Origin of the sequence: Micromonospora sp. WMMD735, assembly GCF_049178995.1 — a bacterium.
GTDB lineage: Bacteria > Actinomycetota > Actinomycetes > Mycobacteriales > Micromonosporaceae > Micromonospora > Micromonospora wenchangensis.
Window position 1 is genome coordinate 3,547,493 of sequence record NZ_JBMHMJ010000002.1, and the last position, 24,322, is coordinate 3,571,814.

Here is a 24,322-nt window from a genome sequence, read left to right on the forward strand (position 1 = left end):
GGTCAGCCGGTACAGCCGTCCCCGCACCCTGTTTTCCTCGTCCTCCGACACGGCGCGAGGTTAGGCCGGTGGAGGGCACCCGTTCGGTCCGACGGAGGTCGGTTGTGGACGGCGACGGCGGCTGTGGACAACCGCCTGATCATGGCCGGATCTGCTATGTGGAACCCGAGCGACGGGCCCTGCGACCGACCCGGTCCGGACCGGCCGACGGGCACGGCGGCCGACCCGTTCAGCCCTGCCTGCGGTGGAGCACGACACCGGCCAGGCCCGGCCCGGCGTGGGCGGCGACCACCGCACCGACCTCGGAGACGTACGTGTCGTGCAGGCGGTCGCCGAGCCGGGCGGTGAGCGCCTCGACGAGGTGCTCGGCGCGGTGCGGAGCGGCCAGGTGGTGCACCCCGAGGTCCACCTCGGCGTCGGCGGCGGCCTCGACCGCCAGGTCGATCAGGCGGGCCATCCCCCGGCTGGCGGTACGCACCTTGTCGCGCACCACGATCGCGCCGTCCGGCATGTGCATGATCGGCTTGACCGACAGGGCGGTGCCGAGCAGCGCCTCCGCCGCGTTGATCCGGCCACCCCGGCGCAGGAACTCCAGCGTGTCGACATAGAAGAAGATGGTGGTGCGGTCGACTGCGGCCAGCGCCGCCGCGCGTACCCCGGGCAGGTCGACGCCCGCCTCGGCGGCGCCGGCGGCGGCCAGCGCCGGGAAGCCCAGCCCCATGCCGGTGGACCTGCTGTCGACCACCTCGACGCGGTCGCCGACCTCGGCGGCGGCGAGCCGGGCCGCGTCGACCGTGCCGGACAGTTCGGCCGACAGGTGCACCGACAGCACACCGTCCGCGCCGTCGGCCAGCAGCCGCCGGTACGTGGCGGCGAACTGCGCCGGGGAGGGCCGGGAGGTGCTCACCGAGACCCGCCGGCCGCCGAGGGCCCGGGTGGCGTCGGCAGGGAGGGTCTCCACCCCCTCCAACCCTTCCGCGCCGTTGAGCACGACGGTCAGCGGCACCACGGTCAACCGGTGCGCCCGCACCGGCCCGGGTGGAAGGTAGGCGGTGGAGTCGGTGACGACCGCGACGGACATGCCCGGCACGCTAGCCGATGCCGGGACCACCCGCCCCGGCCGGCCGGCACGGACCTCACGGACCGGTCGGTCCGGGGCGGTGCGGGGCGGTGCGGACCTGTCGGTTCAGGCGGGCTCGGCCGGTGGCGGCGGGGTGATCGGGCCGACGTTGTGCGCGCGCAGGTGCCAGCCCCGCAGGTCGTTGTGGCGTAGTTCGGTCCAGTGGCAGTTGGCCAGCGAGCCGATGCTGCGCAGCACGGTGTGGTCCCAGCCGAGCAGCTGACCGACGCCCTGCCGGGCCGCGCCCCCGTGGGTGGCGACCACGACGGTGCCCCCGTCGGCCAGCTCGACGGCGGCGAGCAACGCCTCGCCGACCCGCTTGCCGAGGTCGTCGAGGGATTCGATGCCCGCTCCCGGGTCCGGGTCGCCGGCCCGCCACCGGGCGTGCTCGGTGGGGAACCGGGCGGCGGCGTCGGTGAGGGCGAGGCCCTGCCACTGGCCGAAGTGCCGTTCCCGTAGCCGGGCGTCGGGGCGTACCGACTGACCGGTGAGCCGGGTGAGCGTGGCGGCGGTGTCGGCGGCGCGGCACAGGTCGGAGGCGACGACGACGGCCGGGCGCAGCGCCGCGAGCAACGGGGCGGCGGCGCTGGCCTGCTCCCGGCCGAGGTCGTTGAGGGGTACGTCGATCTGCCCCTGCACCCGACCGGCGGCGTTCCAGTCGGTGTTGCCGTGCCGCCAGATGATCAGGCGGGTCATTCGGCGGCGGCACCCGCGGCGTCGGCCTCGACCAGGTCGCGGTCGACGAACGGGAGCTGGGGGCAGTCCTTCCAGAGCCGGTCGAGGGCGTAGAACTCGCGTTCCTCGGTGTGCTGGACGTGGACCACGATGTCGACGTAGTCGAGCAGCACCCAGCGGCCACCCCGCTCACCCTCGCGGCGAATCGGCTTGGCCTTCTCGGGCAGCTCCAGCAGACGCTCCTCGACGGCGTCGACGATGGCCATCACCTGACGCTCGTTGGGCGCCGAGGCCACCAGGAACGCGTCGGTGATGGCGAGCTGGTCACCCACGTCGATGATGACGATGTCCTGCGCCTTCTTGTCGGCCGCGGCCTGGGCGGCGGCCATCGCCAGCTCGTGAGCGCGTTCGGAAACTGTCACCGTTCTCCTTCGATCAACAGTGCGACCCGTCAAGCGTCTCACACCCGGCGGGGAGACGACTTGTCAGTTCTGGCCGCTTACCGGGACGAAGTAGCAGTAACCGGGCGTAATCACTGCTGGTAGAGCCGCCGTTTCGCGATGTACTGCACCACACCGTCGGGCACCAGGTACCAGACCGGTTCCCCCCGGCCGACCCGCTCCCGGCAGTCGGTCGAGGAGATCGCCATCGCGGGCACCTGCACCAGGCTGACGGTGTCGGCCGGCAGGTGCTTGTCGGTCAGCTCGAATCCGGGCCGGGTCACCCCGATGAAGTGGGCCAGTGCGAAGATCTCATCAAGATCCTTCCAGGACAGGATCCGCTCCAGCGCGTCGGCGCCGGTGATGAAGTGCAGTTGCGCCTTCGGGCCGTACTCGTGGTGCAGGTCCCGCAGGGTGTCGACGGTGTAGGTGGGGCCGCCCCGGTCGATGTCGACCCGGCTGACCTGGAACCGGGGATTGGAGGCGGTGGCGATCACCGTCATCAGGTAGCGGTCCTCGGCCGGGCTGACCGGGGTGTCCGCCTTCTGCCACGGCTGCCCCGTCGGCACGAAGACCACCTCGTCCAGGCCGAACCGGTCGGCCACCTCGCTGGCCGCCACCAGGTGACCGTGGTGGATCGGGTCGAAGGTGCCGCCCATGATGCCGATCCGTCGGATGTCGTCCTCCACCCCATGATCGTAGGCCGCCCCGCGCCGGGCCCGCCGGGGCCCGGCGCGAACCGGCCGTCAGGCGGCGGCCGCCGCGACCGCCGTGCGGGCGACCAGGGCCCGGCGCAGGTCGTCGGCGGCGTCGACGACGCTGCGGCGCAACCCCGGGGTGAGGTCGTCCCGGGTGAGCAGGGTCGCGGCCGAATCCAGCGTGGGCTGCGCCACGGCGTAGCGGGGGAAGGCCAGCCGGGCGACCCGTTCGGCCACCCACGGGGTACGCCGCCGCGCCGCCGCCGGCATCTCGGTGAAGTACCGGTCGACGTACGTACCGGTCAGCTCGGCCTGTTCCGGCTGCCAGAACCCCTCGGCCGCCGCCTCGACGAGCCGGTTGGAGCGGGTGGTGTCCCGGGTGACGATCTCCCAGGCGGCCTCCTTCGCGGCCACCTCGGGCAGGGCCGCCCGGCACCCGGTCGCCCGTTCCGCGCCTGTCGCGCTGCGGTCGGTCGCCGCCTCGGCCGCGATCTCGGTCTCGCCGGCCGCACCGAGCACCACCAGTCGGCGCAGCAGCGCCCAGCGCAGCTCGGCGTCGACGGCCAGCCCGTCGGGCACCCCCCGACCGGCCAGCCACCCGGCGAGCAGGTCGGCGTCGGCGGTGGCGGAGAGCAGCCCCCGCGCGGCGGCCAGTTGCAGCGACCCGCCGGCCGGGGCGGTGGCGAGCAGCGCGGCGCAGGCGTCGGCCGTACGCAGCAGCGCGGCGTCCCGGGCGAGCGGGTCGAGGTAGCGGTCGACCAGGTTGCGGCTGCGGGCGAGCACGCTCTCCGCGACGGCCACCTCGGTCTCGGTGGGCAGGGCCGCCGTCAGCAGCGCCACCACCGCCGACACCGGCCGCTCGCCGTCGGTGGCGGCGTCCAGCGTCTCCTCCCACAGCAGCGCACGGGCCAGCGGATCGGTGAGCGTGGGCAGCACCGTGCCGACCGCGTCCACCGAGGCCGGATCGAGCCGGATCTTGGCGAAGGTGAGGTCGCCGTCGTTGGGCAGGAGCAGCCCGGTGGCCCGCCCGGTCAGCGCGGGAAGCGCGGTGCGTCCGTCGTCGGCGGCCGGGTCGAGATCGACCTCGACCCGTTCCACCGCGCCGTCGGCGGCGTACCGGCCGACCGCGATGCGGTGCGGGCGCAGCACCGGGTGCTCCGACGGCGCGGTCTGCACCACCGCCACCGAGGACCACCGGCCGTCGGCGTCCACCGAGGTCTCCGTCCGCAGCGTGTTGACCTGCGGTTGACGCAGCCAGCGGTCGGCCCAGTCGGTGAGGTCCCGCCCGCTGGCGGCGCTGAGGCTGGCCAGCAGGTCGGCCAGGGTGGCGTTGCCGAACCGGTGGGCGGCGAAGTGCTGGTTGAGCCCGGCCAGGAAGGCGTCGTCGCCGAGCCAGGCGACGAGCTGGCGGAGCACGCTGGCGCCCTTGGCGTACGAGATGCCGTCGAAGTTGAGCAGGGCCTGGGCGGCGTCGGCGACCTCCGCCGGGGCGACCGGATGGGTGGACGGGCGCTGGTCGGCCGCGTACCCCCACGCCTTGCGGCGGATCGCGAAGGTCGTCCAGGCCCGGTCGAACCGGGTCGCCTCGGCGGTGACCCGGGTGCCCAGGTACTCGGCGAAGGACTCGTTCAGCCACAGGTCGTCCCACCAGCGCATGGTGACCAGGTCACCGAACCACATGTGGGCCATCTCGTGGGCGATGGTGGTGGCCCGCTGCTCCCGCTCGCTGTCGGTGACGGCCGACCGGAAGACGTCGTCGTCGCGGATGGTGACCAGGCCCGGGTTCTCCATCGCCCCGGCGTTGAACTCCGGCACGAACGCCTGGTCGTACTTGGCGAACGGGTACGGCTCGGCGAAGAGCTGGTGGAACCGGTCCAGGCACTGCTTGGTGACGGTGAGGATCTCGTCGAGGTCGGCGTCGAGGTGCGCGGCCAACGACTGCCGGCAGTAGACGCCCAGCGGGATGTCGCCATGGCTGTCCCGGCGTACGTGCCAGGGGCCGGCGATCAGCGTGACGAAGTAGCTGGCCAGTGGCGCGGTGGGGGCGAACTCCCAGCGCCCCGGGGCGGGGTTGGCGGCGAGCGGGCCGTTGGCCGCGACCGTCCACTGCGGCGGGGCGGTCACGGTGAGGGTCACCGGCGCCTTGAGGTCGGGCTGGTCGAAGGCGGCGAAGATGCGCGGGGCCTCGTCCAGGAAGGACATCGCGTAGAGGTACGTCGCGCCGTCGGCCGGGTCGACGAAGCGGTGCATCCCCTCGCCGGTGTTGGTGTAGGCCATCTCGGCGGTGACCGTGAGGGTGTTCTCCGCCGCCAGCCCGGTGAGCGGGAACCGGCCGTCGGCGAGGGCCGTCGGGTCCAGCTCCCGGTCGTTGAGCCGGACCGCCTCCAGCACCGCGGGCTTGACCTCGACGAACGTCTCGGCGTCGGGGGTGGCGGCACGGAACCGGATGGTGGTCGTCGAGCGGAACCGCTCGTCGCCACCGGTGAGATCGAGGTCCACCTGATAGGACTCGACATCGATCAGTGCGCGACGCGCGGTCGCCTCTACACGGGTCAGGCTCGGCATCCGCTTATCCTGCCCGACGGGGAGCCGGCCGGGCTCCCCGGTACGCGCGGCAATGGAGGATCAACAATGGGTCAGCACCCCAAGGGCGACTTCGACCTGTCCCGGGCGGTCTGGCAGCGAGCCGAGGGCGACACCTCCGACAGCGCGGTCGAGGTGGCCTTCGTGGACGACCTGATCGGGATGCGCAACTCGGCCGAGCCGGACGGCCCGGTGCTGGTGTTCACTCAGGCCGAGTGGGACGCGTTCGTCGCCGGTGCCCAGGACGGCGAGTTCGACCTGGACTGACCGCCGGGCGGCGGCCCCCGGGCGGTACGCGGCGAACCGCTCCGCGCCCGGGGGCACCGGCCCGTCCGGCGATTGCCGCCCCGCGCCGACGCGGGCCGGCGCGGCGGTGCCCGGACGACGGCTCACCCGTCCCCCTCGCCCCAGCCCAGCCCGCCCGGCCCCGGGGCGTGGTGGAACCCGGGGTGGCCGGCGACGTCGGCGCAGCGGTCGCCGTCCGGGCCGACGGCGGAACAGAACAGCCGCTCCGCGTCCCGCCAGGCGTCGGCCGGGGACAGCGCGACCGAGGCCAGCACCAACTCCGGGCGTAACAGGCTCAGCGCCTCCGCGTACGCCACCGCCAGCTCCCGGGCGTGCTCCGGCCCGTCGGCGGTGAACCCGAGGTGCACGGTGAACCGCCGGGACGGCCGGCGCGGCCGGGCGAGCAGCGGCCGCCACGGCGGGGGGTGCCCGCCGGCCCGGCCGAGCACGTCGACCACCTGTCGCTCACGCCAGTACGGCGGCGTGTTCTCCCGCATCCGGTCCTCCCCGTCGTCGACGCCCCACGTCCGCCCGTGGTGGCCGGTGTCGACTCAACCAGGTTCACGGCGGCCCGGGAGGGGCCAGCGGGCACCCGGTCACCGTCCGGCGACGCGGCGGGATTCAGGGCCCCGAACCCGGGTAGACCACCCGCGGCCGACCAGCCGGGTCCGCCCACCGTCACCGCGTCAGGAGAGCCCGATGGCCACCACACCGGCCGACCGCAGCCCGGAGAGCACGCTGGCGTTCTTTCGCGAGGGCTACCGGTTCATCAGCAACAGGTGTGAGCGCTACGACACGGACATCTTCACCGCCCGGTTCCTCCTGGAGCCGACGATCTTCCTGCGGGGGCGGGCCGCGGCGGAACTGTTCTACGACCCGCAGCGGTTCCGGCGCGCCGGTGCGGCACCCAAGCGGGGTCAGCGGACGCTGACCGGGCAGGGTGGGGTGCAGGGGTTGGACGGTCCGGCCCACGCCGACCGCAAGGCCATGTTCATGTCGATCATGACGCCCTCGGCGGTCGGGCGGATCGGCCGGCTCTTCGCCGACGAGTGGCGGATCCGGCTGGCGGCCTGGGGTGGCGGCGGTCCCGTGGTGCTCCGCGACGAGGTGGGCCCGATGCTGCTGCGGGCGGTCTGCGCCTGGGCGGGCGTACCGCTGCCGGAGAGCGAGGTCGGCCGGCGCAACGCCCAGATGCAGGCCATGATCGACGGACCGGCCGCGCTCGGCCCCCGGCACTGGCGCGGGTTGCGTGGTCGGCTGCGGGCCGAACGCTGGATCGCCGACCTGGTGGAACGGGTACGGGTCGGCACCCTGGCCGCGCCCGAGGGCAGCGCGCTCGCGGTGATCGCCGAGCACCGCGACGCCGAGGGGCGGCTGCTCCCCCGCCGGGTCGCCGCCGTGGAACTGATCAACGTGCTGCGTCCCACCGTCGCCGTCGACCGGTACGTCCTGTTCGCCGCCCTGGCCCTGCACGACCATCCGGACTGGCGGGACCGGGTGCGCGCCGGCGACGAGCCGACCGAGTGGTTCGTCCAGGAGGTCCGCCGCTACTACCCGTTCTTCCCGGTCGCCTTCGCCCGGGTGCGGCACCCCTTCGAGTGGCAGGGGCACCACTTCCCGGCCGACCGCCGGGTGCTGCTCGACCTGTACGGCACCAACCACCACCCCGGGATCTGGTCCGAGCCGGAGCGGTTCCGCCCGGAGCGGTTCGCCGGCTGGCGGGACGACCCGTACGGTTTCGTGCCGCAGGGCGGGGGCAGCCACCTGGGCGGCCACCGCTGCGCCGGAGAGTGGATCACCATCGAGCTGATGAAGCAGGCGGTCGGCCTGCTGACCGGGGCGATGGACTACCGGCTCCCGCCGCAGGACCTCGCCCTGGACCTGTCCAAGGTGCCGACCCTGCCGCCCAGCGGCCTGGTGCTCGCCGACGTCCGCAGCAGGCCGGCCGCCCGGCATCACGGGGCTCGCGGATGAGCGCCCCCGCCGGGTCGGCGCGTCCGGCCCCGGCCGGGTCCCGCCCGGCCGCCGCGCCGGGCGGCCCGCCACGCCCGCCCCGGCTCCCCGTCGAGTACGTCCTGCCGCTGCACCGGACCGACGACGACGGCCTGGCCGAGCTGACCGGCTACCTGCGTACCCTGTGCCGGCTGGTCGACGTGACCGTGGTCGACGGCTCGCCGCCGCCGGTGTTCGCCCGGCACGCCGCCCACTGGCACGGCCTGCTGCGGCACCTGCCCCCCGATCCGGCGGTGCGCGGGCTCAACGGCAAGGTACGCGGGGTGCTGACCGGGGTGGCGGCGGCCCGGCACGAGCACGTGGTGATCGCCGACGACGACGTCCGGTACGCCGAGGCGGAGCTGCGGGTGGTGCACCGGCTGCTGGACACCGTCGACCTGGTCCGCCCGCAGAACTACTTCGACCCGCTGCCCTGGCACGCCTGGTGGGATACCGGCCGGACCCTGCTCAACCGGGCGTTCGGCGTCGACTGGCCGGGCACCCTGGCGGTGCGGCGCAGCACCTTCCGGGCGATGGGCGGATACGACCCGGACGTGCTCTTCGAGAACCTGGAACTGGTCCGCACGGTGCGCGCGTACGGCGGCACCGAGGCCAGCCCCGCCTGGCTCTACGTGCGCCGGCTGCCGCCGACCGCGGCGCACTTCCGGGGACAGCGGGTCCGCCAGGCGTACGACGAGCTGGCCCGACCGGCGCGGTTGCTGGTGACGCTGGCGGTGCTGCCTGCGGTGGTGGCCGCGTCGGTGGCCCGCCGACCGGGGCTGCTGGCCGGCGGGGTGGCCGGTGCGGTGGCGCTGGCGGAGATCGGCCGGCGGCGGGCCGGCGGAACGGCGGTGTTCCCCCCGGCCACCGCCCTGGCCGCGCCGTTCTGGCTGCTCGAACGCGGGCTCTGCGGCTGGCTCGCGGTGGCCCGTCGGGTCGGCCGTGGCGGGGTGCGCTACGCCGGTCGGCGGGTGCGCCGCCCGGCCCACTCGGTGCGGACGCTACGGCGCCGGATGGCCCCGGTGGAGCCGGGCGAGCTGACCCGGTGGGTCCGGGCCGACCCGGCCGCCCGGGGCCGCTGACCGCACGCGGCCCGCGGCCCTCCACCGGCGGATGCCGGGGGTGGCCGCGGGCCGGTGCCGGTGCTGCTTCAGTGGCGTACCTGTTCGCGGGACTGCTGCGCGGAGTCCTTCACCTCCTGGGCGGCCGACCGGGTGTCGTCCCGGACGGCGTGCACGGCCTCCTCGGCGGTGCCGCGCAGCGACTCGGTGGCCTGCCGGGCCGGCTCGCGCAGCTCTTCGGTGAGTTCGCCGGCCACCGCGCCCAGCTTCTCCTTGACGGCTCCGGCGTGCTCGCCGGCCTTCTCCCTGACCTGCGCGGCCAGTTCCTGCTCGCGTCGGCTGGCCGGGATCAGCGAGGAGACCAGCATGCCGACCCCGAAGGCGATCAGGCCGGCGGCGATCGGGTTGCCCTCGGACTTGCGCCGGATCACCTGCGGGGCCCGGTGGGCGGCGTCGCCGACGGTCGAGGCCGCCGCGTGGGCGCCGTCGCCGACGGCGGAGGCCGCCGCGGAGGCGCGGTCGCCGACCGAGTGCGCGGCGTGGCTGGTGCCGTGGCCGAGGTCGGAAGCGGTACCCATAACCTTGTCCCTCACATTCTGGAGCGCGTTGCGCGCCCGCTGCTTGCGGTCGTCGACGATGCGGCCGGGGCTGACCTTGTACGCCAGCGCGTCCACGTCGGTGCTGAGGCTGTTGCGGGTGGCCTCGATCTCCCGGCGGATCTGGTCGGGATCGGTGCTCATCGGGTGACTCCCTCCGGGTGCGGCTTCAGCGCGTCGGGGATGCGCTGCACGCTGTCGTTGGTCTGCCTGAGGCCCCGCACGTGCGCGGCGTTCTTCTTGGCCATCGAGTAGAGGACGGCGGCGATGCCCGCCCAGACGACGGCGACGATCAGGCCCGCCCACCCGGCGTCCAGCACGTTGGACAGCCCGGCCCAGAGCGCGATGGAGAGGAAGAGGGCGACCATGTAGCCGCCGAAGCCGGCTCCGCCGTACAACCCGGCGGCCTTGCCGGCCTTCCTGCCCTCCTGGCGGATCTCGGCCTTGGCCAGCTCCACCTCCTGGCGCATCAGGGTGGACAGGTCGGCGGTGACCGACCGCATCAGGTCACCCAGCGAGCTGTTCCTGACCTCGTCCGCGGAGTGCGGCGCACCCGCGGGGTGGTATCCGGAGCCCAGTCCGGACCCCTGCGTCGGCACGGTCATGCCGTCGCCTCCCTTCGGCTGGTCGCGCGGCTCACGGACGGGTCACGCCGCTGGCCGGCACGCCGGGCAGCGGATCGGTCTGGGTCACCGGCGGCAGGGGCTGGCCGATGCCGCCGGCCGGGTCGGCGTAGCCGGTGCCGGTGCCGTCGTCGGGGTAACCGGCGCGGCCGGTCGCGCCGTCGGGTCGGGCCGTACCCTGGGCCGGGTATCCCGGGTCGGGCTCGGCGTAGGTGCCGGGGGTCGGGTCGAGGTAGCCGGTCGGCGGAGCCTGGGTCGGAATGACGGCGGTCTGCTCCGGGTCGTAGCCGCCCGTCGCGCCTTGTCCGCCGGGGCCACCGTCGGCGGTGAGGCCCTTGGCGAGCCGGCCGGCGAGCACACCGAGCACCGCCGCGCCGATCAGGAACGTGCCGGGGTTGCGGCGGGCGTACGTCTTGACCTCGTTGAGCAGGTCACCCGGCTCGCGCTCCTCCAGCCAGCCGGCCACCCCGTGGACCCGGTCGGCGGCCTGGTGGGCGAGTTCGGTGACGGGGCCGCCCTGCCCGCCGTTCTGCGCCATCGAGCGCATCTCCTCGGCCAGTGACCGCAGTCCACCGGCCGCCTTACGCTGCTGCTCGCCGCCCTGGGCGGTGAGCTGGTCACGGGCCTCGCCGTAGAGGTTGCGCACCTGGCGGCGGGCCTCGCCGACCACCTCGTGCCCCTGTTCCCGGGCGGTCTGGGCGACCGCCCCGCCGGCGTGGGCGGCGTCCGTGCCGACCTGGCGGGCCTGCTCCCGGACGCCCGTGCCGTTGCTCTGCTGTCCGTATGACGTGGTGGACGAAAGATCGTGCGTCATGATGGTCCTTCCGCTCGGATACTCGTCGCGGTGGTTGCGGGGGATGTGCCGATCTCGTCGGCCGGTGCTTTTCGACCTACCCCCGCTTTGCGGGTCCATGCACAATTCGCGTTTTCCCCGCTGAAAGTCGCCGGTCGGCCCAGAATGTGAGGATCGTCCGACTGTGCCGCGCAGTTGGCTCCCTGGAGGTGACAGCGATGGCCCACGCCGTACGACGACCCGCCCCGGCCGCCCCGAAGCCCCGGGTCCAGACGGTCGCCGCCGCCGTCGCGGCCGTCTTCCTGCTGCTCGGCGTCCTCGGCTTCGTCCCCGGCGTCACCACCGGCTACGACGAGCTGGCCTTCGCCGGTCACCACTCCGGGGCGAAGCTGCTCGGGGTGTTCCAGGTGTCGGTCCTGCACAACCTGCTGCACCTGGTCTTCGGGCTGGTCGGCCTGGTGCTGGCCCGCCGGCTCGGTGGCGCCCGGCTCTACCTCACCGTCGGCGGGGCGGTCTACCTGGCGCTCTGGCTGTACGGCTTCGCCGTCTCCCGGGACGCCCCGGCCAACATCGTCCCGGTCAACGGCGCGGACAGCTGGCTGCACCTGGGGCTCGGCCTCGGCATGCTCGCCGTCGGCCTGCTGCTGTCCAACGACGCCGGCACCGGCGGCCGGCTGGACGTCCCCCTCGACCGGGGCTGACCTCCCGTCACCCGGGCGGGTGGTTCCCGACCCCGGCGTGCCACGGCGGCGTTTGCCCGCCACGCACCCGGGGCACGGGATCGACGGACGAGGAGGTCACCATGGCGCGCTGGCTACGGAACAACGCCCTGAGCCTGGCCATGCTGGGCGCGTTCGCCGTCTTCCTGGTGTTGCAGAGCGTCACCGGTTGGCAGACCCACAACGAGGAGCTGACCGGATACGGCGCACCCACGCTGAGCTGGTGGGCCTACCTCGGCAGCGGGCACTTCGTCGAGTCCGTCTTCGAGAACTGGGAGTCGGAGTTCCTCCAGATGGGCGGCTACGTCCTGCTCACCGCGTACCTGGTGCAGAAGGGGTCGGCCGAGTCGAAGACCGACGACACCACCGACCGGGCCGCCGACGACGAACGGGAGGCCGGGCCGGACGCGCCGTGGCCGGTGCGGGCCGGCGGGTTCCCGCTCGCCGTGTACCGGCACAGCCTCCCGCTGGTCCTGCTGCTGATCTTCGCGGGGTCCTTCGTCGGGCACCTGTTCGGCGGGGTGGCCGCCTACAACGAGGAGCAGGCGCTCCAGAGCGGCACGGCCCCGATCAGCGCCTGGCAGTTCCTGCACACCAGCGACTTCTGGTTCCAGTCGATGCAGAACTGGCAGAGCGAGTTCCTCGCCGTCGGGGCGCTGGTCCTGCTGAGCATCGTGCTGCGCCAGGCGTCGTCGCCGGATTCGAAGCCGGTGACCGCCGCGCACGCCCAGACCGGCGCGTGACCGCCCCGCCGGCCCGGGTCAGACAGGTGCCCGGCCGGCTCGGGTCAGGCCGCCACCGGCAGCCGCTTGGCGAAACACACGCTGTACGGGTTGTGGACGTACTCGCCGTAGACCGGGATCGGCTGGTAGCCGCAGGAGGTGTAGAGGCCGATCGCGGCCGGCAGGTAGCTGCCCGTCTCCAGGCAGAGCACCGAGTGGCCCTGCTGGAACGCCAGCTCCTCCAGCGCGCTGAGCAACTGCCTGGCGATCCCCCGCCCCCGGTAGGCCGGCCGCACGTACATCCGCTTCAACTCGCCGGTCCCGTCGTCGAGGGACTGCAGGCCACCGCAGGCGACCACCCGGCCGCCGTCGACCACCACCAGGTAGCGGACGTCGTCGTGCACCACGGTGACCTGCCCGTCCAGCCCGCCGTCGGCCTCGCGCAGCTCCCGCTGCTGGGCGGCGACCAGCGCGTCGACCTCCGGGTCGGTGGCGGGACGGGACTCGATCAGCATCAGCCCACGGTAGGACGGGTCCGTTTCACGAAGGTTTCCAGGAAACGACCCGGACCCGACCGGTACCGGGCTATTCCTCGTCGTCCTCGTCGTCGTCCGCCGGTTCCGGGGCCGGGTCCAGCTCGTCCTCCGGGCGCTGCCGACGCGCCTTGCGGGCGGCCAACCGCTCGGCCGCCGCGGGACGCGTCGACTTCTCCTCCAGCCGGACGTCGGTGCCCCGGTTGCCGGGGATGAAGTCGACGCCCGCGTACAGGGTGGGCTGCCAGTCGAACTCCCGCTCACCGATGCGGACCAGGTCCCCGGGGTTGGCGCCGGCCTTGGCCAGCTTCTCCTCCACGCCCAGCCGGGCCAGCCGGTCGGCGAGGAAACCCACCGCCTCGTCGTTGTCGAAGTTCGTCTGCCGGACCCAGCGTTCGGGTCGTACGCCCCGCACGGTGAACGAGCCGTCGGCCTGCGCCTCGATGGTGAACCCGGCGTCGTCGACGGCCTTCGGCCGGATCACGATCCGGGTCGGCTCGGCCGGCGGGGCGGCGCGGCGGGCCTGGTCCACCAGCTCCGCCATCGCGTACGTCAGCTCCTTGAGCCCCTCCCGGGTCGCCGCGGAGACGTCGAACACCCGGAATCCGCGCGCCTGCAGGTCGGGGCGGACGATGTCGGCGAGGTCCTGCCCGTCCGGCACGTCGACCTTGTTGAGCGCCACCAGTCGGGGCCGGTCGGCCAGCCCGCCGTACTCGGCCAGCTCCGCCTCAATGGTGTCGATGTCGGCCAGCGGGTCCCGCCCCGGTTCCAGGGTCGCCGTGTCGACCACGTGCACGAGCACCGCGCACCGCTCGACGTGGCGCAGGAACTCCAGGCCCAGCCCCTTGCCGGTGGCCGCCCCGGGGATCAGCCCCGGCACGTCGGCGACGGTGAACGTGTGGTTGTCCACCCGGACCACGCCCAGGTTGGGCACCAGGGTGGTGAACGGGTAGTCGGCGATCTTCGGCTTGGCGGCGGAGATCACCGAGATCAGCGACGACTTGCCCGCCGACGGGAAGCCCACCAGACCGACGTCGGCGACGCTCTTGAGTTCCAGCACCACGTCGAGCCGGTCGCCGGGCTCGCCCAGCTCGGCGAAGCCGGGGGCCTTGCGTCGGGCGTTGGCCAGCGAGGCGTTGCCCCGGCCGCCGCGCCCGCCCCGGGCCGCCTCGAAGGTGGTGCCCGCGCCGACCAGGTCGGCCAGCACCGTGCCGTCGAGGGTCTGCACGACGGTGCCGTTGGGCACCTTGATCAGCAGGTCGTGGCCGTTGGCGCCGTCCCGGTTCGAGCCCGCGCCGCCCTTGCCGTTCTCGGCCTTGAGGTGCGGACGGAAGTGGAAGTCGAGCAGGGTGGTGACCTGCGGGTCGACCACCAGCGACACGCTGCCGCCGTGCCCGCCGTTACCCCCGTCCGGGCCGCCGAAGGGCTTGAACTTCTCCCGGTGGATGGAGACACAGCCGTGCCCGCCGTCGCCGGCCTGCATGTGCAGGACGACCCGGTCAACGAACGTCGTCACGACGCCAATCCTTCCAGCGGGGTCGGCCCCCGCACCTGAAAAGCACCCCCCGGGCCCCGCCGCGACGGCGGCGGGCACCCGGCGGTGGGAGCATCCCCCACCTGAAACGGCGAAGCGGGCCGGGACCCCCAGGTCCGCGGCCCGCTTCGCCTGCGTGTTACTGCGGCACGATGCTGACGGTCTTGCGACCCCGCTTGGTGCCGAACAGGACCGAGCCGGCGGCCAGCGCGAAGAGCGTGTCGTCGCCACCGCGGCCGACCAGGTCACCGGGGTGGAACTTGGTGCCACGCTGACGGATGATGATCTCACCCGCGCTGACGACCTGACCACCGAAGCGCTTCACGCCGAGTCGCTGGGCCGCGGAGTCACGACCGTTACGCGAGCTGGACGCACCCTTTTTGTGAGCCATTGTCCGACGACCTACTTCCCGCTGGAGATGCCGGTCACCTTGACCTGGGTCAGCGGCTGGCGGTGACCCTGGCGCTTGTGGTAGCCGGTCTTGTTCTTGAACTTGTGGATCCGGATCTTCGGGCCCTTGGTGTGCGCGGCGATCTCGCCGGACACCGCGACCTTGGCAAGCTTCGCCGCGTCGGTCACCAGGTCGTCACCGTCGACGAGGAGCACCGCGGTGAGCTTCACCGCGTCACCGGGGGCACCGGTGAGCTTCTCGACCTCGATCACGTCGCCCTCGGCGACCTTGTACTGCTTGCCGCCGGTCTTGACGATCGCGTACATCGGAGGCGGACTCCCTGTCGTTGAGGCTGCTGGCGGTCGTTCCCATGGCAACTCGCCGGGTAGCTGTGACACCGGCAGCGCGGGCACGCGGGAACTCGGCACACCAAAGTGCGCCGCAGGAAAGAGTACGCCATCACCCGCCCGCCACCCAAACCGACCCCCCGCCCGGCCGGGCCCGCGGTCAGCGGGCGCAGAGCTGGTCCAGCCGCTGCTGGAGCCGGTCCAGCTCGGTCTCGTCGATCGAGTCGACGTCGGTGCCGAGCCGGCCGATCTCGGTGGCCAGGTCGGTGAGCAGGGTCTTCAACTGCGGGTCGGTGGCCCGGCCGGACTGCTGCCGCAGCGCCGTCCGCCAGGTGGTCAGCGCCGTCTCCGCCCGCTTGCGGGCGGTGTCCGCCGCCGCGCTGTCGTTCGCGCCGACCGCCGCGATCATCTTGCCCAGTTCCTCGACGTAGGTGCGCACCGCCGTGGTCGACGCCGCCTCGGCGTCGGCGCAGACCTGCGGCCCGTTGCCGCCGGCCGGGGAGCCGCTCACCGCCGCCGACGGGACCACGGAGGCGGGGGTGGCGGCACCGGACGGCCGACCGGAGGCCGTCGGCGCGTCGGCCCGGTCACCGGAACAGCCGACACCGGCCAGCAGGACGGCGGTCACCACGAGGGCGGCGGGCAGGCGGCGCATGGTCTTCTCCTAGCCGGGGGTGACCGATGGTATCGCCGTACCCACGGCACGGCAGGACCCCTCCCACCGGCGGTACGCCGGGGAAGGGGTCCGCTGCCGTCGGGTACGGCTCAGCCGGTCACGGCCGGGTACGGCTCAGCCGGTCACGGCCGGGTACGGCGGCGGGCACCGCCCCGGCGGGAGCGCCGCCGGCCCGTGCCGGCCTCCCCGTCGTCGTCGCCGTCGGAGTCGGAGTCGCCGAGCGCGTCCGGATCGTCCGCCCCGGCGAGCCGGGCCGACTCGCCGGTCTGGGCGTCGGCCGCGGCCGGGGCGGCCGGGGTCTGCGACTCGTATCGGGACAGGTCGTAGCCCATGGTGTCGTGGTAGCCGTTGTCGGCCGCCGGGGCGGCGACCTCGACCTCGGGGGTCTCGGTGGTCTCCACCACGGCCCGCTCCACCGTCGCCGCCTTGCGGGCGCGCCGCCGCGCGGAGGGGGTGGTCGCGGTGGCCGTCGGCTCGGCCGCCGGGGTCGTCACCGCCGAGGCGACGGCCTTGACCCGTTCGCCCGCGCCGCCACCGGTACGCGGCTTCTCCGGCACCGGCTCGGTGTGGATCACCAGGCCGCGGCCCTTGCAGCACTCGCAGGGCTCGCTGAACGCCTCCAGCAGACCGGCCCCGATCCGCTTGCGGGTCATCTGCACCAGGCCGAGCGAGGTGATCTCGGTCACCTGGTGCTTGGTGCGGTCCCGGCCCAGGCACTCGGTGAGCCGGCGCAGCACCAGTTCCCGGTTGGACTCCAGCACCATGTCGATGAAGTCGATCACCACGATGCCGCCGATGTCACGCAGCCGCAGCTGGCGGACGATCTCCTCGGCCGCCTCCAGGTTGTTGCGGGTGACCGTCTCCTCCAGGTTGCCCCCGGAGCCGGTGTACTTGCCGGTGTTGACGTCGATGACGGTCATCGCCTCGGTGCGGTCGATCACCAGCGAACCGCCGGAGGGCAGGAAGACCTTCCGGTCCAGCCCCTTGATGATCTGCTCGTCGATGCGGTACTCGGCGAACACGTCGGCGGTGCCGACGTACCGGCGCACCCGGTCGACCAGGTCCGGCGAGACGTGCGACAGGTACGACTCGACCATGCCGTACGACTGCTCGCCCTCGATGACCAGCTCGCGGAAGTCCTCGTTGAACAGGTCCCGGACCACCCGGATCACCAGGTCGGGCTCCTCGTAGAGCAGCACCGGGGCACCACCGGCGGTCGCCTTGGCCTGGATGTCCTCCCACTGGGCCTGCAACCGCTTGACGTCCCGGGCCAGCTCGTCCTCGCTGGCGCCCTCGGCGGCGGTCCGCACGATCACGCCCGCGCCGTCGGGGACCAGCTTCTTGAGCACGTCCCGCAGCCGCTTGCGCTCGGTGTCGGGCAGCTTGCGGCTGATCCCGGAGGCGTTGCCGTTGGGCACGTAGACCAGGTGCCGGCCGGAGAGCGCGACGTGGCTGGTCAGCCGGGCGCCCTTGTGCCCGATCGGGTCCTTGGTGACCTGGACCAGCACCGAGTCGCCGGAGCGCAGCGCCTGCTCGATCGAGCGGGAGCGCCCCTCCAGGCCGGTGCTGTCCCAGTTGACCTCACCGGCGTACAGGACGGCGTTGCGTCCCCGCCCGACGTCGACGAAGGCCGCCTCCATGCTGGGCAGGACGTTCTGCACCTTGCCCAGGTAGACGTTGCCGGCCATGGTGCCCGACGAGTTACGGGTGACGTAGTGCTCGACCAGGACGCCGTCCTCCAGGACCGCGATCTGGGTACGGTCGCCCCGCTGGCGCACCGCCATCACCCGGTCGACCGCCTCCCGGCGGGCCAGGAACTCCGACTCGCTCAGGATCGGCGGGCGGGTCCGGCGCTGCTCGCGGCCGTCCCGGCGGCGCTGGCGCTTGGCCTCCAGCCGGGTCGAACCGGAGACGCCCTGCACCTCGTCGACGGCCTTGCGGGGCTCCCGGATCTTGACCACCGTGGGCACGCCGTCGTCGGCGCCACCCTCGCCGTCACCGGCACCCCGACGGCGACGGCGACGCCGACGACGGGTCAGGCCGTCCCCGTCACCCTCGTCCTCGGTGTCGTCGCCCTCCCCCTCGGCCTCGGCCTGGGCCGGTTCCTCGGTCTCGTCCTCGTCGGTGTCGTCCGCACCGCCCTTGCCCCGGCCCCGGCCCCGGCGGCCCCGGCGGCGACGGCGACGCGCGGCGGCCGACTCGTCGTCGTCCTCGTCCTCGTCGTCGACGCCCTCCTCGGTCTCGCCGGTGGGCTCCTCCGCGACGACCTCGACCGGCTCGACGGCCTCGACCGGCTCGACCTCACGGCGGCCACGGCGACGTCGCCGCCCGGTCTCGACCGGTTCCTCGACGGGCTCCTCGGCGACCGGGCCGGGCTCGACCACCCGGAAGACCGGCGGCTCCTCCGGCTGCGGGGCCATGAACAGGACGGTCGGCGCGGCGATCGCGGCCCGTCGCCGGCGGGTACGCGGCTGCGGCTCGGCCGGCTCCACCGGCTCGTCGGCGGCCGGCACGGCGACGCCCGGTGACACCTCCCCGGTCTGCCCACCGGCGACCGGCGACGTCGACCCGGGGGCCGGTCGGTCGGCCGCGGGCTCCTGGGCCACGGGCTCCGCGACCACGGCCTGCTCGGCCACCGGCTCCTCGGCCTGGTCGGCGACGGTCGGCTCGGTCGGGGCAGCCGCCTCCACGGCGGGCTCCTCCTCGGGGGCATCGCCCTGGGCTGCGGAAACCTCACCCACCGACGGCTGGCCGGTCACCGCCTCGGCGGCCGGCGGGGACGCCGGGGCCTCGACGGGCGGCTCGGTCGCCGCCGGGGCGACGGCCTTCTTCCGCCGGGTCCGGGTCACCTTCACCGGCGGCACCAGTTCCGCGCTGCCCTCCTCGACCCCGTCGACGACCACCGGCTCCTCGGTGGCCTTGGCCGGGGTGGCCTTGCGACGGCGGCGGGTGGCCTTCGGCGCGGAGTCCAGCTCACCGGCGACCGGAACGATCACCTCGGCCTGCTGCGACTCGTCGGTGGCCGACGGGGCGCTGCCGGACGCCTCGGCGGGCGCTCCCCCGGTCAGTTCCGGCTGGCTCAGCGGCGCGACCCGCCGTCGGGTGGCCCGCCGCCGGGTCGGTGCCGCCGTGCCGTCCGTGGACGCGGCAGCGCCCTCCGGTGGCGTGGCGGCGACTCCCGCGCCGGTGCCGCTGGTGCTGTCGGCGGTGTCGCCGGCCGGCTGGGAACCGGTCCGTTCGCCGCCCTCGGGCTCGTTCTCGAGCATGGACGTTCTCCAGTTCTGGCGGCCCCGGGCGCGGGTGAGCGCTGCCACGCAGGATCGCCGCAAAAGTGTTTCCGCCGGGCGCGCGACGTGCGCGACCGCCGAAGTCTGCCTGCCAGAACGCCGACCGACGGTCAGCGTTCTCCGATGGCTGCCCCGTCGCGGTCCGCGTCCAACGGATCCACGATCGCGCCCTGCGCGGTCAACACGCCCTGCGCCAGCCGGATCACCCTCGGGGAGACCGGCGGCTCCAGGGCGGCCACCACGCGGAGGCCGGAAAGGACGTCATCGGGTCGCACGGACGGGGTGACCTGCCGTACGACCAGTTCGAGTATCGCACACGACGGCTCCGCTGCCCCGGAAGGCGTCTGCACCGGCGGCAACACATCGATACGGGTCACCGCGCCCCGCGCGTCGAACGTCCGCCGGCCCTGCTTGGTCATCCGCTCGACCTGCACCTCGTCGGCGGCCACGAAGGCGGCAACCGCCCGTTGCGCCACCGCGTGCTCGACCCCGGGCAGCTCGATGCGCCAGTACGACGCCTCGATCCGCTCCGCCAGGCTGCCCCCGGTCGCGACCACCACGTCCAGCACGTCGAGGCCGGGCGAGAGCGCCGCGTCGAGGGCCACCCGTAGCTGCTCCGGGTCCACCACCGCCTGGAGGCCGACCTCCAGGTACTCCGCCTCGCTGGCCACCCCGGTGGGGGCGGCGCTGGCGTAGGAGATCTTCGGGTGCGGGGTGAAGCCCTGGGAGAAGGCCACCGGCACGGCGGCCCGGCGCAGGGCGCGCTCGAAGGCGCGGGCGAAGTCCCGGTGGGAGGTGAACCGCAACGGCCCGCGCTTGGCGTACCGGATGCGGACACGCTGGACGACAGGCGCCTGCCCGCCCTCCGGCTGTGGTTTCCTGCTGATCGTCGTACTCCTCGGTCTGGTCACCGGTCCCCGTGGCGCGGGCTGCCGGTGACGATAGCCGCACACCCGCCGCAACGGGACGGGTGGCCCGCCGTGGCGCGCCGCCCCGTCCCGTCGCCTGTCACTGCTGGGCGCCGGTGGGCACCTTCAACGCGGTCACCGGGGTGAGCGGTAGGAGCTTGCGGCCGGTGGGCCCGATCTGGATCTCGGTGTCCATCGACGGGCAGACACCGCAGTCGAAGCACGGGGTCCACCGGCAGTCGTCCTGCTCGTACTCGCCCAGCGAATCCTGCCAGTCCTGCCAGAGCCAGTCCTTGTCCAGGCCCGAGTCGAGATGGTCCCAGGGGAGCACCTCCAGCTCGTCGCGCTGGCGGGTGGTGTACCAGTCCAGGTCGACGCCGAAGCCCGGCAGCACCGCCGCGGCGGCGTCCACCCAGCGCTGGTACGAGAAGTGCTCGCTCCAGCCGTCGAACCGGCCACCGTTGCGCCACACCTCGTGGATCACCGCGCCGACCCGGCGGTCCCCCCGGCTGAGCAGCCCCTCGATCAGCGACGGCTCACCGTCGTGGTAGCGGAAGCCGATCGCCCGGCCCAGCGAACGGTCGCTGTTGATGGCCTGCTTGAGCAGCTTGAGCCGGCCGTCGATGACCTCGGGCCGCTCCATCGACGCCCACTGGAACGGGGTGTGCGGCTTCGGCACGAACCCGCCGATCGAGACGGTGCAGCGGATGTCCTTGGAGCCGGTGGCGGCCCGCCCCGCCCGGATCACCTCGTGCGCCATGTCGGCGATCTCCAGGACGTCGGCGTCGGTCTCGGTGGGCAGGCCGCACATGAAGTACAGCTTCACCTGCCGCCAGCCGTTGGTGTACGCGGTGACCACCGTACGGATCAGGTCGTCCTTCGACACCATCTTGTTGATGACCTTGCGGATCCGCTCCGACCCGCCCTCGGGGGCGAAGGTCAGCCCGGTGCGCCGGCCGTTGCGGGACAGCTCCTGCGCCAGGTCGATGTTGAACGCGTCCACCCGGGTCGACGGCAGCGACAGCGACACGTTGGTGCCGGCGTACTGCTCGGCGAGGCCGGAGCACATGTCACCGATCTCGGAGTGGTCGGCCGACGACAGCGACAGCAGCCCCACCTCGTGGAAGCCGGAGAACTCCAGCCCCTGCTGCACCATCTGCCCCACGGTGGTGATCGACCGCTCCCGCACCGGACGGGTGATCATGCCGGCCTGGCAGAACCGGCAGCCCCGGGTGCAGCCCCGGAAGATCTCCACCGCGTACCGCTCGTGCACCGTCTCGGCCAGCGGCACCAGCGGCTTCTTCGGGTACGGCCAGGCGTCCAGGTCCATCGTCGTGCGCTTGTGCACCCGGAACGGCACGTCCGGGCGGTTCGGCACCACCCGCTGGATCCGGCCGTCGGGCAGGTAGTCCACGTCGTAGAAGCGCGGCACGTAGACGCTCTCGGTGCGGGCCAGCCGCAGCAGCAGCTCGTCCCGGCCACCCGGGGAACCCTCCGCCTTCCACTCCCGGACGATCGTGGTGATCTCCAGGACCGCCTCCTCACCGTCGCCGAGCACGGCGGCGTCGATGAAGTCGGCGATCGGCTCCGGGTTGAACGCGGCGTGCCCGCCGGCCACGATCACCGGGTCGGCGTCGGTGCGGTCGGCCGCCAGCATCGGGATGCCGGCCAGGTCGATCGCGGTGAGCAGGTTGGTGTAGCCCAGCTCGGTGGAGAACGAGACCCCGAACACGTCGAACCGGCGCACCGAGCGGTGCGCGTCGACGGTGAACTGCGGCACGTCGTGCTCGCGCATCAGCCGTTCCAGGTCCGGCCAGACCGCGTACGTCCGCTCGGCCAGCACGTCGGGCAGCTCGTTGAGCACCTCGTAGAGGATCTGCACGCCCTGGTTGGGCAGCCCCACCTCGTACGCGTCGGGGTACATCAGCGCCCACCGTACGGTCGCCGCGTCCCAGTCCTTGACCACCGCGCCCAGCTCGCCACCGACGTACTGGATGGGCTTGGTCACCTGGGGCAGCAGCGCCTCCAGCCGGGGCCACACCGACAACGTGGCGTCGTGGTGCGGCGACGCGACCGCCGCGTCGTCGGTCGGGGCCGCGGCGGGGCGCGGGGTCGTGGACGGAGCACTCATGGAGCCCAAGGGTACGCGTCCACCGGCGGACGGCTCGCCGCACCGCCGGCCTGCCCGCTCCCGTCACCCGATGCACCGTCGTCGGTCGGCCGGGCGGCGGGGACCGCACCGGCGGGGTGCCGGGCCGGCTGTGCGAGGCTTCCCGGTCGGCGGGGGGCCGGGGGGCGGCCGATTGGTCGAGGTGGCGGCCCGGTACTAACCTCGCAACCGGTGCGAGAGGAGATTGCCGCGATGCCGGAGCCGCAGCCGGGAGCAGACCGGCCGGCCGACGGGGACCGTCCCGTCCCGGGTCGGCAGCAGGATCCGGTGGTCGCCACCGGTCCGGCCGACCTCCCCGTACCGCCGCCCAGCGGCCCCACCGACCCGGCGACGCCGGCTGCGGAGCCCGTTCCGGTTCCGCCGGTCGACCCCGCCGCCCCGGCCGGCGACGCCACCGCCCCCGCAGAGCCGGTCGACCTCCCCACCGCACCGGAGGCCCCGACCGACCAGCACGACCCGGTCACGCAGGACGACCCCACCGCACAGGACGACCCGGTCACCGACGACGACTCGACCGCGCAGGGCGACGCGGCGACGCAGGGCGACCCGCCAGCACCCACCAGCCCTACCACTCGATCCGGCCTGCCGGAGCCGGCCGACCCGCCGGAGCCGACCAGCCCGCCGGAGCCGATCAGCACGCCGGAACCGATCAGCCCGGCGGGTCAGGGCAGCCCGGCCGCATCCACCGGTCCGGTGGAGTCGGCGGGGCCGGCGCGGGGGGTCGCACCCGGCCCGGTCACCCCGGCCCGGGGGTCGGCCGCCGTTCCGGGCCGGACCACCCCGCCCGGCGCACCGCACCTGCCGGACGCCACCCGGGTGGAGCAACCCGACGCCGGGTGGCCGGAGCAGCGTCCCGACCCGACGCGGATCGAGCGGCAGCCCGACGACACCCCGGTGACGCAGCGGCCGGACGCCACCCGGGTGGAGCAGCACCCGGGCGGGCAGCGGCCCGACCCGACGCTGGAGGAGCCCGCGGTACCCCGGTGGAGCGGTTCCGCCGCCGTGCCCCCACCGCCGCCGCGTCGCCCCGCGTGGGGCGAGTCGGTCCAGTTCGTGCCGCTTCCGCCACCCCCGCCGCCCCCGCCGGAGCTGCCCGAACACCGCACCCCGGTCGACCCGTGGGCGGGTGTCGACACGGGCGGCTGGGACGTGCACCATCCGGAGCCGGCGGCGCTGCCGTACGCGCCACCGCCGACCCGTCCCTACCCGACCGACGTCGACCAGCCGCCACCCGCCGCCGCGGCGGTCCTGCCCCACCAGCACACACCGACCCCGCCCCGCCAGCACAGCCCGGCGGCGCCGTACCCGTCGGCCGCACCGGCCGCACCGGCCACCCCCTCGCCGACCCGGCCGTACCCGGTCACGCCGGTGCCCGCCGCGCGGCCGGCACCCCTGCCGCCGGCCCGCCCGGTGTCGCCACCCCCGGCCCGCCCGGCGTCACCGCCGCCGCAGCCACCGCCCGCGCCGCCCCGCACGCCGAAGCAACGGCGGGTCCGCCCGCAGCCGCCCGCCCCGCCGCCGCAGCCACCGCCCAACCGGCCGCCCAAGGGGTACGTCCGCCGCAAGCGGCGACGCTGGCCCTGGGTGCTGCTGCTCAGCCTGGTCTGCTGCTGCGGCTGCCCCGCCTGGTTCGGCAAGCCGGCCTGGCAGCAGTACCCGGCCGACGCCGCCCTGCCCGCCCAGGTGGCCGACCTGACCCTGCGGTCGGACTCCGGCAGCGAGGTCGACAAGCTCAAGACCGAGGTACGCAAGGCGAACCTGCTCGCCGAGGACATCTACGCCGGGATCTACAGCACCTCCGACGGCAAACGGGTGATCGTCTTCGGTGACACCGGCTTCCGGCTCCGGCCGGAGTCCGACGCGGACGACGCGATGGTGCGGCTGACCGACACCTTCAAGCTGGGTACCCCCCAACCTGTCGACAGCGGCGTCCGGGGCCGGTACGACCGTTGCGCCACCGGCTCGTCCGACGGCACCGACGTGGTGGTCTGCACCTCGGTGGACCACGGCAGCAGCACCACGGGTGTGTTCACCAGGCTCTCGGTGGACGACAGCGCCCGGCTGCTCGCCACCATGCGCGCCCAGATCGTCATCCCGAAGCAGGGCTGAGCCCGGCCCCCGTACGGTGGCCGGGCCGGTCCTGCGGTCAGTCCCGCAGGTGGGTCAGGC

General features: G+C 74.1%; 23 protein-coding genes. 6 read left to right on the plus strand and 17 right to left on the minus strand.

Features of this window, described 5'->3' with window-relative positions:
• Positions 1–229: 229 nt before the first annotated feature.
• From ACN268_RS14975 to pepN, 5 genes are all read right to left on the minus strand, one after another.
• The gene (locus tag ACN268_RS14975) at positions 230–1,081 is read right to left on the minus strand and encodes a DegV family protein (RefSeq protein WP_421483728.1); all 852 of its coding nucleotides are present in this window, start codon (positions 1,079–1,081) and stop codon (positions 230–232) included.
• Positions 1,082–1,186: 105 nt separating this feature from the next.
• Complete coding sequence (locus tag ACN268_RS14980) at positions 1,187–1,816, minus strand: histidine phosphatase family protein (protein WP_421483729.1); 630 nt, start codon at positions 1,814–1,816, stop codon at positions 1,187–1,189.
• Entirely contained in the window at positions 1,813–2,217 is a 405-nt protein-coding gene (gene rsfS / locus ACN268_RS14985) for a ribosome silencing factor (RefSeq protein ID WP_204926278.1), read from the minus strand. The genes ACN268_RS14980 and rsfS overlap by 4 nt, the downstream gene beginning before the upstream one ends.
• 110 nt (positions 2,218–2,327) lie before the next feature.
• Positions 2,328–2,924, minus strand: coding sequence for a nicotinate-nucleotide adenylyltransferase (gene nadD, locus ACN268_RS14990; protein ID WP_421483730.1), 597 nt, complete (start codon positions 2,922–2,924; stop codon positions 2,328–2,330).
• Between the two features lie 57 nt (positions 2,925–2,981).
• Complete coding sequence (pepN, locus tag ACN268_RS14995; protein ID WP_421483731.1) at positions 2,982–5,498, minus strand: aminopeptidase N; 2,517 nt, start codon at positions 5,496–5,498, stop codon at positions 2,982–2,984.
• A 66-nt stretch (positions 5,499–5,564) separates the two neighbouring features.
• Here pepN and ACN268_RS15000 point away from each other — a divergent pair, with 66 nt between their 5' ends.
• Positions 5,565–5,783 (plus strand): DUF397 domain-containing protein, encoded by a 219-nt coding sequence (locus ACN268_RS15000; RefSeq protein ID WP_067312494.1) that lies wholly within the window; start codon positions 5,565–5,567, stop codon positions 5,781–5,783.
• 122 nt (positions 5,784–5,905) lie between these two features.
• Here the strand turns inward: ACN268_RS15000 and ACN268_RS15005 are convergent, their stop codons facing one another.
• The gene (locus ACN268_RS15005) at positions 5,906–6,298 is read right to left on the minus strand and encodes a hypothetical protein (protein WP_421483732.1); all 393 of its coding nucleotides are present in this window, start codon (positions 6,296–6,298) and stop codon (positions 5,906–5,908) included.
• A gap of 202 nt (positions 6,299–6,500) precedes the next feature.
• Here ACN268_RS15005 and ACN268_RS15010 point away from each other — a divergent pair, with 202 nt between their 5' ends.
• Positions 6,501–7,775 (plus strand): cytochrome P450, encoded by a 1,275-nt coding sequence (locus tag ACN268_RS15010; protein WP_421483733.1) that lies wholly within the window; start codon positions 6,501–6,503, stop codon positions 7,773–7,775.
• Positions 7,772–8,875, plus strand: a complete 1,104-nt coding sequence (locus ACN268_RS15015; RefSeq protein WP_421483734.1) for a glycosyltransferase — start codon at positions 7,772–7,774, stop codon at positions 8,873–8,875. The genes ACN268_RS15010 and ACN268_RS15015 overlap by 4 nt, the downstream gene beginning before the upstream one ends.
• Before the next feature lie 68 nt (positions 8,876–8,943).
• Here ACN268_RS15015 and ACN268_RS15020 read toward each other — a convergent pair whose 3' ends face one another.
• From ACN268_RS15020 to ACN268_RS15030, 3 genes are read right to left on the minus strand one after another with little or no spacing between them, the layout of a single operon-like run.
• A complete protein-coding gene (locus ACN268_RS15020; protein WP_421483735.1) occupies positions 8,944–9,594 on the minus strand; it encodes a DUF3618 domain-containing protein in 651 nt (216 codons plus the stop codon).
• Positions 9,591–10,055 carry a phage holin family protein gene (locus tag ACN268_RS15025; RefSeq protein WP_421483736.1) on the minus strand — a complete coding sequence of 155 codons (465 nt, stop codon included), beginning with the start codon at positions 10,053–10,055 and terminating at the stop codon, positions 9,591–9,593. The genes ACN268_RS15020 and ACN268_RS15025 overlap by 4 nt, the downstream gene beginning before the upstream one ends.
• 31 nt (positions 10,056–10,086) lie before the next feature.
• A complete protein-coding gene (locus tag ACN268_RS15030; protein ID WP_421483737.1) occupies positions 10,087–10,887 on the minus strand; it encodes a hypothetical protein in 801 nt (266 codons plus the stop codon).
• A gap of 197 nt (positions 10,888–11,084) precedes the next feature.
• Here ACN268_RS15030 and ACN268_RS15035 point away from each other — a divergent pair, with 197 nt between their 5' ends.
• Complete coding sequence (locus ACN268_RS15035) at positions 11,085–11,567, plus strand: DUF4383 domain-containing protein (protein ID WP_421483738.1); 483 nt, start codon at positions 11,085–11,087, stop codon at positions 11,565–11,567.
• 101 nt (positions 11,568–11,668) lie between these two features.
• Positions 11,669–12,328, plus strand: coding sequence for a DUF6766 family protein (locus tag ACN268_RS15040; RefSeq protein ID WP_421483739.1), 660 nt, complete (start codon positions 11,669–11,671; stop codon positions 12,326–12,328).
• A gap of 44 nt (positions 12,329–12,372) precedes the next feature.
• Here ACN268_RS15040 and ACN268_RS15045 read toward each other — a convergent pair whose 3' ends face one another.
• The 8 genes from ACN268_RS15045 to ACN268_RS15080 all read right to left on the minus strand — a co-directional run bounded on the left by ACN268_RS15045 (position 12,373) and on the right by ACN268_RS15080 (position 22,114).
• Positions 12,373–12,822: a GNAT family N-acetyltransferase gene (locus tag ACN268_RS15045; protein WP_421483740.1), complete on the minus strand. Its 450-nt coding sequence runs from the start codon at positions 12,820–12,822 to the stop codon at positions 12,373–12,375.
• A 70-nt stretch (positions 12,823–12,892) separates the two neighbouring features.
• Positions 12,893–14,356 (minus strand): GTPase ObgE, encoded by a 1,464-nt coding sequence (obgE, locus tag ACN268_RS15050; protein ID WP_421483741.1) that lies wholly within the window; start codon positions 14,354–14,356, stop codon positions 12,893–12,895.
• 157 nt (positions 14,357–14,513) lie between these two features.
• The gene (gene rpmA / locus ACN268_RS15055; protein ID WP_421483742.1) at positions 14,514–14,765 is read right to left on the minus strand and encodes a 50S ribosomal protein L27; all 252 of its coding nucleotides are present in this window, start codon (positions 14,763–14,765) and stop codon (positions 14,514–14,516) included.
• 11 nt (positions 14,766–14,776) lie between these two features.
• Complete coding sequence (gene rplU, locus ACN268_RS15060; protein ID WP_067312477.1) at positions 14,777–15,091, minus strand: 50S ribosomal protein L21; 315 nt, start codon at positions 15,089–15,091, stop codon at positions 14,777–14,779.
• Positions 15,092–15,272: 181 nt separating this feature from the next.
• A complete protein-coding gene (locus tag ACN268_RS15065) occupies positions 15,273–15,767 on the minus strand; it encodes a hypothetical protein (RefSeq protein ID WP_421483743.1) in 495 nt (164 codons plus the stop codon).
• 143 nt (positions 15,768–15,910) lie between these two features.
• Positions 15,911–19,054: an Rne/Rng family ribonuclease gene (locus ACN268_RS15070; protein ID WP_421483744.1), complete on the minus strand. Its 3,144-nt coding sequence runs from the start codon at positions 19,052–19,054 to the stop codon at positions 15,911–15,913.
• A 131-nt stretch (positions 19,055–19,185) separates the two neighbouring features.
• Positions 19,186–19,905 (minus strand): TIGR03936 family radical SAM-associated protein, encoded by a 720-nt coding sequence (locus ACN268_RS15075; RefSeq protein ID WP_421486900.1) that lies wholly within the window; start codon positions 19,903–19,905, stop codon positions 19,186–19,188.
• A gap of 178 nt (positions 19,906–20,083) precedes the next feature.
• Positions 20,084–22,114, minus strand: coding sequence for a TIGR03960 family B12-binding radical SAM protein (locus tag ACN268_RS15080; protein ID WP_421483745.1), 2,031 nt, complete (start codon positions 22,112–22,114; stop codon positions 20,084–20,086).
• Between the two features lie 210 nt (positions 22,115–22,324).
• Between ACN268_RS15080 and ACN268_RS15085 the strand changes: the two genes are divergently transcribed.
• On the plus strand, positions 22,325–24,262 hold the full coding sequence (locus ACN268_RS15085) for a hypothetical protein (protein WP_421483746.1): 1,938 nt from the start codon (positions 22,325–22,327) through the stop codon (positions 24,260–24,262).
• The last annotated feature ends 60 nt before the right edge of the window (positions 24,263–24,322 follow it).